This is a genomic window from Pseudoalteromonas sp. GB56, assembly GCF_054923835.1.
This window is the reverse complement of sequence record NZ_JBPCHK010000001.1, coordinates 640,115-654,462: the sequence shown is the minus strand read 5'-3', so window position 1 is coordinate 654,462 and position 14,348 is coordinate 640,115. Positions and strand designations below refer to the sequence as shown.

The 14,348-nt window shown below is 46.8% G+C and carries 14 protein-coding genes and 1 pseudogene; 3 read left to right on the top strand and 12 right to left on the bottom strand.

Annotated elements, in window-relative coordinates; translation table 11 throughout:
- Window positions 1–16: 16 nt before the first annotated feature.
- Window positions 17–592: a Fe-S biogenesis protein NfuA gene (gene nfuA / locus ACH19P_RS03065; RefSeq protein ID WP_462157037.1), complete on the top strand. Its 576-nt coding sequence runs from the start codon at window positions 17–19 to the stop codon at window positions 590–592.
- Window positions 573–866, top strand: coding sequence for a hypothetical protein (locus ACH19P_RS03060; protein WP_462157035.1), 294 nt, complete (start codon window positions 573–575; stop codon window positions 864–866). The genes nfuA and ACH19P_RS03060 overlap by 20 nt, the downstream gene beginning before the upstream one ends.
- On the opposite strand, the gene dinF is transcribed toward ACH19P_RS03060, so the two are convergent.
- Complete coding sequence (dinF, locus tag ACH19P_RS03055) at window positions 811–2,082, bottom strand: MATE family efflux transporter DinF (RefSeq protein WP_462159300.1); 1,272 nt, start codon at window positions 2,080–2,082, stop codon at window positions 811–813. The genes ACH19P_RS03060 and dinF overlap by 56 nt on opposite strands.
- A 42-nt stretch (window positions 2,083–2,124) precedes the next feature.
- Between dinF and ACH19P_RS03050 the strand changes: the two genes are divergently transcribed.
- Window positions 2,125–3,165, top strand: coding sequence for a polysaccharide deacetylase family protein (locus tag ACH19P_RS03050; protein WP_462157034.1), 1,041 nt, complete (start codon window positions 2,125–2,127; stop codon window positions 3,163–3,165).
- On the opposite strand, the gene ACH19P_RS03045 is transcribed toward ACH19P_RS03050, so the two are convergent.
- The 11 genes and pseudogenes from ACH19P_RS03045 to ACH19P_RS02995 form a co-directional block, all read right to left on the bottom strand.
- On the bottom strand, window positions 3,143–4,180 hold the full coding sequence (locus tag ACH19P_RS03045; protein ID WP_462157033.1) for a protein-glutamate methylesterase/protein-glutamine glutaminase: 1,038 nt from the start codon (window positions 4,178–4,180) through the stop codon (window positions 3,143–3,145). The genes ACH19P_RS03050 and ACH19P_RS03045 overlap by 23 nt on opposite strands.
- Window positions 4,181–4,195: 15 nt before the next feature.
- On the bottom strand, window positions 4,196–4,810 hold the full coding sequence (gene cheD / locus ACH19P_RS03040) for a chemoreceptor glutamine deamidase CheD (RefSeq protein ID WP_462157032.1): 615 nt from the start codon (window positions 4,808–4,810) through the stop codon (window positions 4,196–4,198).
- On the bottom strand, window positions 4,811–5,632 hold the full coding sequence (locus ACH19P_RS03035; protein WP_462157031.1) for a CheR family methyltransferase: 822 nt from the start codon (window positions 5,630–5,632) through the stop codon (window positions 4,811–4,813). It abuts the gene before it with no gap.
- Window positions 5,633–5,689: 57 nt separating this feature from the next.
- The gene (locus tag ACH19P_RS03030) at window positions 5,690–8,392 is read right to left on the bottom strand and encodes a methyl-accepting chemotaxis protein (protein WP_462157030.1); all 2,703 of its coding nucleotides are present in this window, start codon (window positions 8,390–8,392) and stop codon (window positions 5,690–5,692) included.
- A 32-nt stretch (window positions 8,393–8,424) separates the two neighbouring features.
- On the bottom strand, window positions 8,425–8,907 hold the full coding sequence (locus ACH19P_RS03025; RefSeq protein ID WP_462157029.1) for a chemotaxis protein CheW: 483 nt from the start codon (window positions 8,905–8,907) through the stop codon (window positions 8,425–8,427).
- Complete coding sequence (locus ACH19P_RS03020) at window positions 8,904–11,018, bottom strand: chemotaxis protein CheA (protein WP_462157028.1); 2,115 nt, start codon at window positions 11,016–11,018, stop codon at window positions 8,904–8,906. Before ACH19P_RS03020 ends, ACH19P_RS03025 begins: the two co-directional genes overlap by 4 nt.
- 12 nt (window positions 11,019–11,030) lie before the next feature.
- A complete protein-coding gene (locus ACH19P_RS03015) occupies window positions 11,031–11,393 on the bottom strand; it encodes a response regulator (protein ID WP_462157027.1) in 363 nt (120 codons plus the stop codon).
- Between the two features lie 17 nt (window positions 11,394–11,410).
- On the bottom strand, window positions 11,411–11,683 hold the full coding sequence (locus ACH19P_RS03010; RefSeq protein ID WP_462157026.1) for an STAS domain-containing protein: 273 nt from the start codon (window positions 11,681–11,683) through the stop codon (window positions 11,411–11,413).
- 153 nt (window positions 11,684–11,836) lie between these two features.
- Window positions 11,837–12,442 (bottom strand): SCO family protein, encoded by a 606-nt coding sequence (locus ACH19P_RS03005; RefSeq protein ID WP_462157025.1) that lies wholly within the window; start codon window positions 12,440–12,442, stop codon window positions 11,837–11,839.
- Entirely contained in the window at window positions 12,432–13,340 is a 909-nt protein-coding gene (cyoE, locus tag ACH19P_RS03000) for a heme o synthase (protein WP_462157024.1), read from the bottom strand. Before cyoE ends, ACH19P_RS03005 begins: the two co-directional genes overlap by 11 nt.
- 12 nt (window positions 13,341–13,352) lie before the next feature.
- Window positions 13,353–14,343: pseudogene (locus tag ACH19P_RS02995) on the bottom strand (COX15/CtaA family protein).
- Window positions 14,344–14,348: the final 5 nt, after the last annotated feature.

The following is a 14,348-nucleotide window of genomic DNA, read 5'->3' as shown; positions in this document are numbered from 1 at the left end:
GTATAGTGTTGTTACTATGATCACAATTTCAGAAACTGCGCAAAGTCACTTTGCAAAACTGCTTTCAGAACAAGCAGATGGTACAAATATCCGCGTTTTCGTTGTCAACCCTGGCACGTCGCAAGCTGAGTGTGGCGTTTCATACTGCCCTGCTGATGCGGTTGAAGAAGACGACATCCGCCTTAACTTTAATGGTTTTGATGCGGTTGTTGATAAAGAAAGTGCACCGTTTTTAGAAGAAGCTGAAATCGACTTCGTAACTGACAAGATGGGCACTCAGCTGACGTTAAAAGCTCCCAACGCGAAAGCGCGTAAGCTCTCTAACGATGCATCGCTAGAAGAGCGTGTTGAGCACATGCTGGTAACAGAAGTGAACCCACAGCTTGCCAATCACGGTGGCCAAGTACAACTTGTTGAAATCACAGCTGAAGGCATCGCTGTACTCCAATTTGGTGGCGGTTGTAATGGTTGCTCGATGATCGACGTTACACTTAAAGACGGTATCGAGAAAGAAATGATCGAGAAATTCGATGAGATCACTGGCGTCCGCGACATTACTGAGCACAACCGTGGTGACCACTCATACTACTAAGTTTAAATCCTTAGTGTATCGCTTGGGCTCTGAGCCCAAGCTGAGCCTCAAGCGTTTCTTAACTGGGCTTGCTTTGTTCGCTATTGCCGTCGCCCTAATTCTTGGCGGCTATGCCTACCAACCTTGGTTACAAATCCCCGGTTTAGCCGTTCTCGCTGTGGCACTGTTTTTTGCTGCTTGGGGTTATCTTGGTATATTCGCAAATCGCTTCGCCCAAGTCATTGCAGTAACTGATGTGCACCTACCAACTGACGATACCGAATTACCAAAGTAATTCCGCGCATGGTCATAAATGCACTCATTGCGGCCCATAGAGCATGATTTCCCCAATGGTGAGTCAATAAGAACACGCCAAAGAAACCGATCACTGCTGATAAGATCATGGTATTGCGCATATCTTTCGCACGCATCAAACCCACAAACACCCCATCAAAGATAAAACAGGCCATCGCTAATAAAGGCATACCAATCAGCCAGGGTAAGTAATTAACCGCCAAATCATTCACCGCAGGCACATCGGTAAGTAAGCGAATAATTTGTTCGCCAACGACTAAGAAAAACAGTGCGTAAAGACACGCAAAGATAGCGCCCCATTGCACGCTAATGCTCACCCACATTTGCACCTCATCCGCCTTTTTTGCACCGCGTGCTTGCCCAACTTTGGCCTCTGAGGCGTAGGCGATGCCATCCATCGCAAAGCTGATGAGCAACAAGAAGTTCATCAGCACAGCATTGGCTGCAAGCACCGTATCGCCAATGCGGGCTCCATAAAAGGTCATAAAACTAAAACACAATTGCAGCATTAAGGAACGGAAGAAAATATCGCCATTGAGGCGCAGCAAAGCACCTATATTGAGTACTTTGAGAGATGTTGGCCATGTCCAAGTTAATCTTAGTTTCACGAACAAGCGAGCAACCATCCACAACGCAAACATCAGTGCACAGTAATCAGCGATCACCGATGCCAGCGCAGCGCCTTTTACCTCGAGCCCCAAGCCAATAACAAAGTAAATATCGAGCACGATATTCACCACATTGGTGAGCAGCACTAAATAAAATGGCCCTCGCCCATATTGCACCCCCAACATCCAGCCCAACAGCACTAAATTAATCAGCGCGGCAGGCGCACTATAAATTCGAATATGGAAGTAATTAAACGCTTGAGTGAGCGTTTGCTGTGAAGCATCTGAGAGCATCGCCATAACATTGGCTATGGGATGTTGAAGTAGCAACAACAATGCCGCCACCAGCAAGGCAAGACACACACTTTTTTGCAGAGAACTCACTAAGCCCGACTTATCATCCGCTCCGAAGGCTGAAGCAATCAAGCCTGTCGTGCTCATACGTAAAAAGCCCACCAGCCAAAACAACATGGAAATAACCGTTGCACCGAGAGCAATGCCTGCTAAATAATGGGCGCTCCCAAGGTGACCTATGACTGCCGTATCAACTAGACCTAGCAAAGGCACAGTGATGTTCGATAGAATCATAGGCCCAGCGAGCAACAATAAGCTTTTATGGTGAGTCTTATTATGTTTAGAAAGTTTTCCCATTTATTTTTCTCTTTATTCGCTCTTTGCAGCACGTCAACACAAGCAGCGGTTATTCTACAGTATCATCATGTAAGTAAAACCTTGCCTAAGGTAACCAGTGTTGAAAGCGAGACGTTTCGTGCTCACCTGAACTATTTGCAAAAAAAGAACTTCAATGTTGTGGCGCTTGATACCTTGATTGAAGGCTTACGTGAGGGCCGAGCATTCCCAGACAAAACGGTGGCTATCACCTTCGATGATGGTTACGACAATAATATTGAAGCGGCTGCGCCAATCTTGGCTGAATTCAATTATCCCTACACTATTTTCGTCAACCCAGCGCTTATTGATGAAGGCAAAGGGTATGTGATGACCTGGGAGCAATTGCGCACCTTGAGCAAACAAGGTGCTTTAATAGCCAATCACAGTAGCCGCCACGACTACCTGCATCACAAACTAGCCACAGAAACACAACAACAGTGGCACAAACGCATTAAGGACGATATCACAGCCGCTGAGCAACGTATTGGGCAAGAGTTAGGTTACAGCGTCAAGTACCTTGCTTACCCCTACGGCGAATTTGATCGCGCTTTGCAGAACTTAGTTGCTGAGTTGGGCTATGTAGGCATTGGCCAACATTCAGGGGCGCTCGATGATAACAACGATATTACGCGTTTACCGCGTTTCCCTGCATCCGGCTTTTATGCTGACCTAGAGACACTCGGCACTAAACTCGCCTCACTGCCATTTAATATCGCTAAGCTCGATTATGCTGATACAGTGACCACACAGACCCTACCAGAATTGCGTATTGAATTTACTGAAAAACCTTTCACCAACGCGCAGTTTGCCTGTTATGTATCAGGCCAAGGCCGCGCAGAAGTGAAGTGGGAAGAGAACAATGTTGCACACATTGTCGCGCAACAACCTTTAGCACAAGGGCGTGCTCGCTATAACTGCACTGCACCAGTAAAAGGTCAAGCGGGGCGCTATTATTGGTTTTCGCAGCCTTGGGCGATCACTTCTTCGCCTGCTGAATAAGCCAAGACGGGCATTCTTGCAAACTTACTGTATCTCTGGCCGCCCCAAGATCAATCGCGGCCTTAGGCATCCCCCACACCACGGAACTCGCTTGATCCTGAGCCGCAGTCACTGAACCTGCATTGCGCAGGTTGAGTAACCCTTGAGCGCCATCAGCTCCCATACCTGTTAGCAATACTGCGCATGTCCGTTTTGCTAAATCTTGTTCAACGATTGAATTGAACATTACATCCACCGCAGGGCGATGGCGGTTCACGGGAGGTGCTGAGGACAAGCGACAGACAATTTTTCCGCCGTTGCGTTCGAGCAATAAGTGCTCGCCACCCGGCGCGATGTATATATTACCGGTTTTGATCTGTTGTCCATCTGCCGCTTCATGCACGGTCATCGCACACATGGTATCCATACGAACCGCAAAAGACTTACTGAAAACAGGTGGTATATGCTGAGTGATGACCACAGGGGGAAAATTTGCAGGTAAGCGAGTGATCACTTCTTTGATTGCTTCTGTGCCACCTGTCGATGCCCCAATAGCAATTAACTGACTGAGTTTGAATTCAATATTTTGTTCGGTTCCCGTGCGACTTGGCGGCGGGCTGGCTTTGGCGTGGCGTCGCACATTCGCCCCTGCCGCCGTCCGCACTTTCTGTTGCAGAGTTTGTGCGTAGGAATGCATTTCATCTGCTACATTTGCTGTAGGTTTGGCCACAAAGTCAACGGCGCCAATTTCCAGTGCTTCTAAAGTAATAGGCGCACCTTGTTGCGTTAACGTCGATATCATCACCACAGGCATCGGACGTAGGCGCATCAAGTTTTTTAAGAAGCTAATGCCGTCCATTTTTGGCATCTCTACATCTAATGTCAGCACATCAGGATTATACTGTTTAATAAGCTCACGCGCTTGGTAAGGATTGCTGGCACAGGCTACCACCTCCATGTCCTTGGTTTGACCGATAATTTCTGTCAACAAGGATTGAATAAGTGGTGAATCATCAACTATTAATACTCGAATCATAGTGTCCCGCGCCTTTTAAAACAGCTCAATGTCCGTGCTCGTCTCTTGTGTTTCAATGTCGTGAAGGTATTTTAGCTCACGTTTTTGAATTGTATCGTTGTGCATCGTCTGTAGTTTTTTCATCTTAACACTGCCAGATTCTGGGTGAAAAATGATTTTCCGGGGCCAAGGCCCGCCGACATCATGAGCAACTAAGTTGAGCCCTTCCTCTTTCACATACGCATTAGCAAAACGGATATTACCCACGCCAACATCAGTCATTGCACGAATAATCTTGCCACCACCAAATAACTTCACCTTTAAGTTTTTGCGGCTACCACCGTTTTTAATAATCTCGTTGAGTAGAATTTCCATCGCCCAATTACCATAGCGACAATCGGTGTTATCAGGGTCAATCTCATCAAACTTAAGTGAGGTTGGTAGCATAAAGTGATTCATACCACCGATGCCCATCACCGGGTCGTATATACACGCAGAGATACACGAACCTAACACTGTAGATATCAGCTCATCTTGCTTGGTCACATAAAACTCACCCGGCAAAACCTTGGCCATCACCTTGTGCCGACTGGAATCCCAAAATCGCTTGATGTGTTCGAAGCCTGCTAATGTAGGATGAAAAGCATGCATTTAGTTATGCGCCTTTACATACATAGTGCGACCAAGATTGCGAAACTGGTGCTGATCTTTGCCCATACTCTCTGAGTGCCCTAAAAATAGATGACCGAAATTTGTAAGCCGCTGCGCGAACTGATCGTACAAATATTCCTTAGTGGTTTTATCAAAGTAAATCACCACGTTGCGGCAGAAAATCACGTCAAACTGGCCTTTCATTGGCCAAGGCTCTAATAAGTTCAAACGCTTAAAGGTAATGTATTTTTGTAGCGCAGGTTTCACTTTAAGTTGATCACCATGGCGACTTTTTAAAAACCATTGTTTGATGAGTGGCTCAGGAATTCCAGTAATTTGCCGTTGGTTATACACCCCTTGCTGCGCCGTTGCTAACACGTTGGAGTCTAAATCTGTGGCCAAAATTTTGATATCCCAGCCTGTACGGGGACATACTTTGGCAACCGACATAGCAATTGAGTACGGTTCCTCGCCAGTGGAACATCCCGCTGACCAAATACGAATTTTACGATTAGCTGCGTTGTCCTTTAACAGCTTGGGAAGTAACACTTTTTCGAGAAAGTCGAAATGGTGTTTTTCACGATAAAACGACGTGAGGTTAGTGGTCAATGCATTGATGAAGTTGCTAAATTCATCTCCTGCATGACCATCTAAATATTCAAGATACTGACTAAACTGGGTGAAACCAAACTGGCGTAAACGCTTCGCAAGTCGCGAATACACCATTTCTCGTTTATGAGGACCAAGAACGATGCCACACGCCTGATAGACGCGCTCGGAAATATTCTTAAAATCTTTATCCGTAAAGGTAAATTCCGCCATTTCCGAGCCCTAATTCACGTTTATCAGGCGCCATTGCGGCGCATTTCGAGTATGTGGTTAAAACTCTTCCCATTCATCGCCGTCATCAACAAAGTTGTTACCTGCTGGCGGGTTAGGCGTCGTACGGGATGTTGAGCCATTTAAACGCTTCACAGGCGGTGCAACTGGGCGAGAGTCCGGTAATCCTGACGACATGTTCACAGAGAAGAAACTCAACATCTGACGCATGCTGTTGGCTTGCTCTGCCATTGATTCACTCGCAGCAGAGGCCTCTTCAACCAATGCGGCATTTTGCTGGGTCATTTCATCCATTTGTGCAACAGCTTTATTTACTTGCTCAATACCTGAGCTTTGCTCCGCCGAGGCTTGCGAAATATCAGCTATCATTTGTGACACGCGTTGGACTGACTCGACAATGTCCTGCAAGGTTGCCCCAGATTCATTCACTAATGTTGAGCCATCTTCCACTTTGCCCACGCTATCACGGATCAGCTCTTTAATTTCTTTCGCTGCACCCGCAGAGCGTTGCGCTAGATTGCGAACTTCTCCAGCAACCACCGCAAAACCACGACCTTGTTCACCTGCACGCGCGGCTTCAACCGCAGCGTTCAGTGCCAGAAGGTTGGTTTGGAAAGCGATTTCGTCGATAACGCCAATGATGTCGGCAATCTTCTTACTCGATTCATTAATTTCGGCCATACCTGTTACAGCGCGATTCACCACCTCACCACCGTGTTTCGCTTTGTCGCATGTTTGTGCAGCCAGTTCACTGGCCACTTTGGCGTTGTCTGCATTTTGGCGCACCGTACTGGTCATCTCTTCCATACTTGACGCAGTTTCTTCAAGCGAAGAAGCTTGCTCTTCAGTACGTTGACTCAAGTCTGTATTACCTTGCGAAATCTCTTCCGCCCCCGTCGCAACTAAGTTCGCCGAACCGCTGACTTTGTCAATGACCTCAGTCAGCTTATCTGCCGTGCTATTGGCATCGCGTTTGAGTTTTTCAAAGGCACCTTGGAAGTCTCGGTCAATACGTTTGGTGAGATCACCATGGGCGAGTGCATCGAGCATAATTGCAGTTTCAGCTACCGCGTCGTCAACCACCTCAACAAGGTTATTCAGACCTTGCGACAAGCGTAAGAAGAAGCCTTCTTTGCCATCGACACTGACGCGAGCATCCAGTTCACCGCCGCGAGCGGCGTTAACCAATTTATCGATTTCACCTTCAATCGCGACTTCAGCTGTTCTATCAGACCACTCTACGACGGTACCCGCGCGGTCGCCTTCTTCTGTCATAATTGGGTTAGCGATGAGTGAGAAGGTGCGGCCACCAACAACGATTTGTGTACGATAAGTTGTTGATAGCTTCGCTAACATGCCTCGTTGATGTGCTGGGTTCTTGTGGAACACATCAATGTTCTGACCAACAAGGTTATTGCTATCAAAGTTCGGTAGATCGCGTCGCAAATCTTGCTCAGCATTGCGCATCATGTTCACCACCGCTTTGTTCATATACACGATATTGTGCTCAGCGTCGGCAATCATGGTGTTGGTAGCAACATTATCAAGGGCGTGACGCACACGCAGGTTTTCCCTTGCGGTTTGCTTCTCATGTTCGGAGCGAGCAAGCTCTTCGGTAATATCCTGCCACTCAACGATGGTGCCCAGACGATTGCCGTCAAGATCAAACCAAGGTGTGGCAATGAGATTAAAGGTCAGTCCCGCCAATTTGAGATTGGTGTTGTACGGTTCAGTTAAACGCGAGAGCATGCCACGCTGGTGCGCTGGATTTTTATGGAAATCATCCACGCAGGTTCCGATTAACGTACTGACTTTAAAATTTGGCAGCACAGTTTGTAATTGGGCCTCACGATTACGCAGCATTTTTAGAACTTGGTCGTTCACGTAGACGATTTCAAGGTCATTGTTCGCCATCATGACATTGGCTTGGCATACCTTAAGGGCATTAACCAGCTTGGCAGATTCTTTAGCTTTCATCTGTTCAGTGCGTTGCTCAGTGATGTCACTTGCGTATTTAACCACTTTTATAGGCTTGCCTGTCATGTCGATAATGGGATTGTACGAAGCTTGAATCCAGACTTCCCGCCCTCCTTTACCCACACGTTGGTACTGACCGCTATTGTACTCACCACGAGCCAAACGTTGCCAAAAGTCGCTGTACTCAGCGCTCGCCGCAAACTCGGGTGTTACAAACATCCGGTGATGTTGGCCTTTGATCTCATTGAGTTGATAACCCATGGTTTGCAAAAAGTTATCGTTGGCAGTCAGAATATTGCCACTTAAATCGAACTCAATGACTGCTTGCGAACGACCGATGGCATCGACTTGTCCCTCTAATTCGGCCGTTTTAAGTTTGTTCTGTGTGATATCTGTAGCGACTTTGACTACTTTGAGTACACGCCCCTGCTTATCTAAAACAGGGTTGTATGAAGCTTGAATCCACACATCTTCGCCATTTTTGGAAACTCGTTTAAACTCATCGGCGATAAATTCACCGCGTCCCAAACGCTGCCAAAAAGCACTGTATTCTGGACTTGAAGATTCGTTGGCAGGCACAAACATTCTGTGATGTTGACCGCGAATTTCGTCCAGTCGGTAGCCCATCACGTTGAGGAAGTTATCATTGGCGGTAATGATCATACCCGAGGGTTCGAATTCGATCACCGCCTGCGAGCGGTTCAGCGCCTGTAACACCAGCGCATCTTCACCTGTGTCTTTCGATTCCTTAGTAAACCAGACCATTTTTAATCCACCCTGTTCGTGCTAATTCAGTATCAACAATCAATAATTTTTGGTAAATCGAGCAAGATAACCATCTTGTCACCCACATTTACCAGCCTGTCTACGAATTCATTGTCCGTAGAATCATGAAACTCTGGCGCTGATCGCGCATCATCGTTATTGATGGTGTATACATCGGACACCGCATCAACAACCAAACCAACAACCTTCTCTTTATCGCCCACGTATTCTTTGACAATAATGACCACAGTTAAGGGGCCGTATTCCTTGTGGGCAATGGTAAAACGCAAGCGTAAATCAATGATGGGTACAATGGTGCCGCGCAGATTAATCACCCCTTTAATGAAATCAGGCGCGTTCGGGATTTCTGTTATTTCTTCCCAACCGCGGATCTCTTGCACCTTAAGAATATCGACGCCGTACTCTTCTGCAGCCATCATAAACGTGAGGTACTGCTGCACTTCACCTTGGTGGTTTTGCAGCACTATGTACTCATCAATACCTTCTACCTTCATGCCTGCTCCTCATGCAGCAGAGCAGCATCTAACATGCTGTCTTGCGAGCCTGGCTTTTTAAGGCCTGCTAACTTAATTAATCCCGCAATATCAACAATCAAAGACACTCTGCCGTCCCCTAAAATAGTGGCTCCCGAGATGCCGTCTACCCGCTGATAGTTAGCTTCTAAGCTTTTTATCACTACCTGCTGTTGTGCCAGTAAGTCATCCACCAGCAAACCCACTTTTTGATTGTCATTTTCCACCACCACGAGCAGGGCTTTACTGAGCTCAGTAATGGCATTGGGATGATTAAATATCTTGTATAAACGCAAAATAGGGATGTATTCATCGCGTAGACGCAGCACTTCTAGACCACTGCCGACCGTACTCACTTTTGCGGTATCAATCTGCAACGATTCGACGATGGAAATAAGCGGCACTATGTATGTGTGCTTGTCGACTCGCACCAACTGACCATCCAAGATTGCTAGGGTAAGCGGTAAGCGGATGGTAAAGGTCGACCCCACGCCAGCGCTCGATGCCACTTCTATCGAGCCGTTCAAATCCGAGATGTTGGACTTAACCACATCCATGCCAACACCGCGCCCAGAGATGTCGCTCACCTCATCAGCGGTTGAAAAACCAGGTTCAAATATCAGCTCGTGGACTTTCTCTTCACTGAGATCGTCCTGCGGATTGATAAGGCCATTTGCGATAGCTTTTTCCTTGATTTTTTCGGTATTTAAACCGCGTCCATCATCCATAATTTCGATGACGATATTGCCACCTTGGTGGAAGGCGTTAAGCGTGACCGTACCGATAGGCTCTTTACCCGCCGCCTCACGCTGCTCTGGTGTTTCTAAACCGTGATCGAGAGAGTTTCGCACCAGATGCACCATGGGATCAGAAATCTTTTCCATTACCGTTTTATCTAGTTCGGTGGCTTCCCCAAGAATTTTCAACTCAACATTTTTGTTGAGCTTTTGTGAGATATCACGCACCAAACGGGGGAAACGGCTAAATACAAAACTGATGGGGAGCATGCGAATACGCATCACGTTTTCTTGTAGGTCTCGCGTGTTGTGGGCAAGTTGCGCTAAGCCCTCTTGCAACGCAGCTAAAGTATGCTCTGTAATTTCTTGCTCACTGAGTTGGCTGAGCATGGATTGGGTAATAACCAGCTCGCCTACCATGTTGATAAGTGAATCAATTTTATCAATACCAACGCGGATAGAAGTGGATTCATTGCTGGATGATTTCTTCGCAGGTTTGCCTGCTTTTGCAGCCGCAGTTGCAACTGCTCCTGCAGTCGCAGGGGTTGTAACAGGGGCTGATTGTCCTGATTCTTCGTTATTTTCGTCTGTCGCGTTAGGAGGTTGAGTATCTTGTGCTTGCTGCTGTTCAGCAAATAGACCACCACACAAGGTAATTTCTATGTCGGCGTCATCTTCAACCCACTCGAACACTTCTTCGATTTGTTCTTTTTTTGCGTCGGTTTCGAGGAATAACTGCCACGACATAAAACACTCATCACTTTGCAACTGATCAATCGCAGGAATAGCACCTAGCTCAGAGTGCACTTCTAAATGACCTAATTCCGCCAAGTCGCTGAGCATGTACAAAGGTTCATTGCCGGTTTTAAATAAATGATGATGAGGCTTGAAGTTTATTTGGAACGTCTGCGTTTCTTTTTCATTAGTTACACGATATTCAACGGGATCTTGTGATTCCACCTGAGATGCTAAACCTAAAATCACCTCGAACTTTTGTTTTAATTCACCCGCGACGGTGAGATCCGGTTCTTGCTCACTTTGCAAAGCCCTGAGCATTTCGCGTAAGCAATCCACCGATTGCAGCAGTAAGTTAACATGCTCAGCTGTAAGCTCTCGTTGACCTTGGCGGATTTGGTCTAGTAGGGTTTCGAGTACATGAGTGAAATCGGACACCGAGGCAAATCCAAAGGTGCCACTGCCGCCTTTAATGGAATGTGCAGCGCGAAAAATGGTATTTAACGTCTCGCTATCAGTATCGCCAGGAGTGAGGTTTAGAAGCTCTGTTTCCATGGCATCTAAGCCCTCAAAGCTTTCTTCGAAGAAGACTTCAAAAAATTGACTGAGATCGATACTCATAGGCCGCGGCTCTTAACGAATAACTTTTTTGAGAACGGCCAGCAATTGGTCAGGGTTGAACGGCTTCACTATCCACCCAGTGGCCCCCGCCGCTTTACCTTCTGACTTTTTGTCCAAACCAGACTCAGTGGTTAGCATCAACAAGGGTGTGAATTTATAGTCAGGTAGTCCTCTCAACTCACGGATTAGGGTGATGCCATCCATGATGGGCATATTGACGTCCGAGATGACCGCGTCAAATTTGTTTTGTTTAGCTATCGCCAGCGCTTCACTACCATCTTTCGCCTCGGTTACATCAAAGCCCGCTTTTTTGAGAGTAAAACTCACCATTTGGCGCATTGATGCAGAGTCATCAACAGCTAAAATCTTTTTCATAGACACCCTCTAAAATATTATCTATTTCCATTCAGTGCTAGGTAGTTCGCGACACCCAATGTTTCACACGCATTTTCAAGTGCTTCGCTTGCGCCTTCCCACACAATGGCGTGATCCCCCAATTGCAGACTTTTTTGTAAGGCACATAAAAGTTGCACGCATGCGGTATCTGCTTTGGTCACTTCACTGATATCAAGGCACACATTACTGTCGCTTTGCAGCTGTGCTTGTAGTTCTGTATGTAATGCTTCAACCTGAGAAATCGTCATCTCATTGGGCAGTTTCAACATAAATTATGCTTGTAATTTACTAGCGTCTATTCAAAAGCTTAGACACAGTTAACTAGATTGCCAGTCGATGATGTAAAAATTTCTTTCAGCTAAAGAGGGGCTTAGGTGATCAAGCCCCAAATCTAAGAGATACAGAGGTAGAAGGGAATTTTATCAGTGTGAATAGTAATTGATGATTGCGTGCAACTCGGCAGTCATTGTATCAGTATTTATTGTAGGTACAGAGCCAACAGCATATTCAGGTTTAAAGATGGCCCGAATTAACCCTTCGGGATCGACCAAAACAACCGAAGCACTGTGGTCAACGAGGTAATTACCCGTTTGCTCTTCTGAAATTGCATAAATTAACCCTAAATTTTGGACAAATGGGTAAAGCTGTGGATGCGGTCCTGAGACCGCTTTGAAATCGGGATTGAAATAGGTGATGTACTGGCGTCGCTTAGCGGCGGTGTCTCGATTCGGGTCCACTGAGACAAACCACACATTCACGTCTTTGCGTCCTAAGCTACTGACCACCTGACTTAATTTAGCCAAAGTCATAGGGCATACATCGGGACAACTGGTGTACCCAAGGAATACCAAATCCCACTGCCCTTGCAATTGGGACACACCCACCTCAGCACCATTTTGGTCTTCCAAGGTAAACGCATTGATTGTCTTTGCGGGCTCATACACCAGTGCTTCTACGTCTAATTCAGGCTTTGAGCACCCCACCAAAGCAAGTGTCATACAACCTGCCCACAACCACCTAAACGACATAAAATACCCATTTATCAATAAATAATGCGACAAAGAGTAACATTAAATGAAGAATTGAGAACTTAAAAACCGCCATGGCACTTCGATGCTCTGGATTACGCTTTAATCGCCATGCATAAACAATAAACATCGCATTTAGAATCGTGCTGGCCGCCAAATAGAATAGCCCTGACATACCAATCAAATAAGGTAACACACAGACCAGCGCTAGAATCACTGTGTAGCCCAAAACACATGTTTTACAAAAATCGATTCCATGGGTGACTGGCAACATGGGTACATTGGCGCGACGATAATCGGCTTCACGCGCAATGGCAAGAGCCCAAAAATGCGGTGGCGTCCACGTGAATATAATCATGACTAACAACCAAGGTGCAGCCGCGAGTTGCCCCGTTTCACTGACCCAACCAAGCAAGGGAGGCATCGCCCCAGCAAGGCCACCGATGACGATATTTTGGGGCGTCGCTCTTTTTAGAAACATGGTGTAAATCACCGCATAACCAACTAAGGCGAACAGCGTTAAAATGGCACACAACCAATTTGATGCTGCCACCAAGGCCACAAAACCAGTGACACCAAGAACAGCGGCAAAAACAAAACCACGGGCTTCACTCACTTTGCCAACTGCAACAGGGCGATGGCGAGTACGTGCCATCTTGGTATCAATTTCGCGGTCAACAATATGATTGATCACTGCAGCGGCTGCTGAGAGCAAACCAATTGCGGTTAAACTCACCAATTGCAGCAGCCAAGAACGATCCATGTCAGGTGCCAGCGCCACCCCAACCCAACCGGTCAGTACCAGCATTAACACGACTTTCGCTTTGCACATCGCGAGATAATCTCGCCAACTTGTATGCTCTGCGGTAACTGCATTAACGGATAAAACTTTACTCATTACTAGCTCTCCCTAACACTTGGCTTTTTGTAGGTAACACAAGCGCACCAACGTCAGTAACAGCAATAAAGCCATTAAGTTATGCGCTAATGCCACCAGAAGTGGAATTTGCATAAACACCAAGGCAATGCCAATACAGACCTGCGCTACGAGTGCAGCCACAACTGCAACCACTGCATTTTTTATTGTTCTTGAATATGCGCCTTTAAACACCTGCCACATGGCACTGAACACTACCAAAAGCGTCATCAGTGCGCCAAAGCGATGCAGTAGATGAATAGACATTCGAGAGTCATACGACAGCACGCCATATTCATAATTAGCATGCTCCATGGGTAAGTGAAAAACTTTAGACAATGAAAAGGCTTCACTGCCTTCACACATCGGGAAGCCAACGCAATGAGCGGCTGCATAATTCGCTGCTAACCACCCTCCCAGTGCGATTTGAATAATGACCATACAGAGCGCCGCCATGCTCCACCCTTGTAGCGCTTTCGCTCCGGCATCACCACCAAACACAGGCTTGCTGTAAGCACGTAGATAAAGTAACCAAAGCAAACTTGCGATGGAGAAGCCGCCGAGCAAATGCCCCATTACAATCAGCGGCTGCAAATTCATGGTCACCGTCCACATTCCCAGCATGGCTTGAAACACCACCAGCAGTAACAAAACAACAGGTAACCGCAATGGCATGTGCGCAAGCTTGGCATTACGTAATGCATATATCGCTATTGCAAGGATCAAACAGCCCTAACGTGCCAGCGAAATAGCGATGCACCATTTCTTTGAGCGCCTTGCCTTGGTGTACTTCTAAACCAGGGAAGCTTTGCTCGGCCGCGGCGATTTCATGGGCTTTGTCTGGCACCGTTAAAAAGCCATAACATCCTGGCCAATCCGGGCACCCTAACCCCGCGTCGCTCAAGCGTGTATACGCACCTAACCCCACCACCATCACGGCTAATAATGCCGTCATTAACACCAGACGTTTATAATTTTTAGTCATACTGG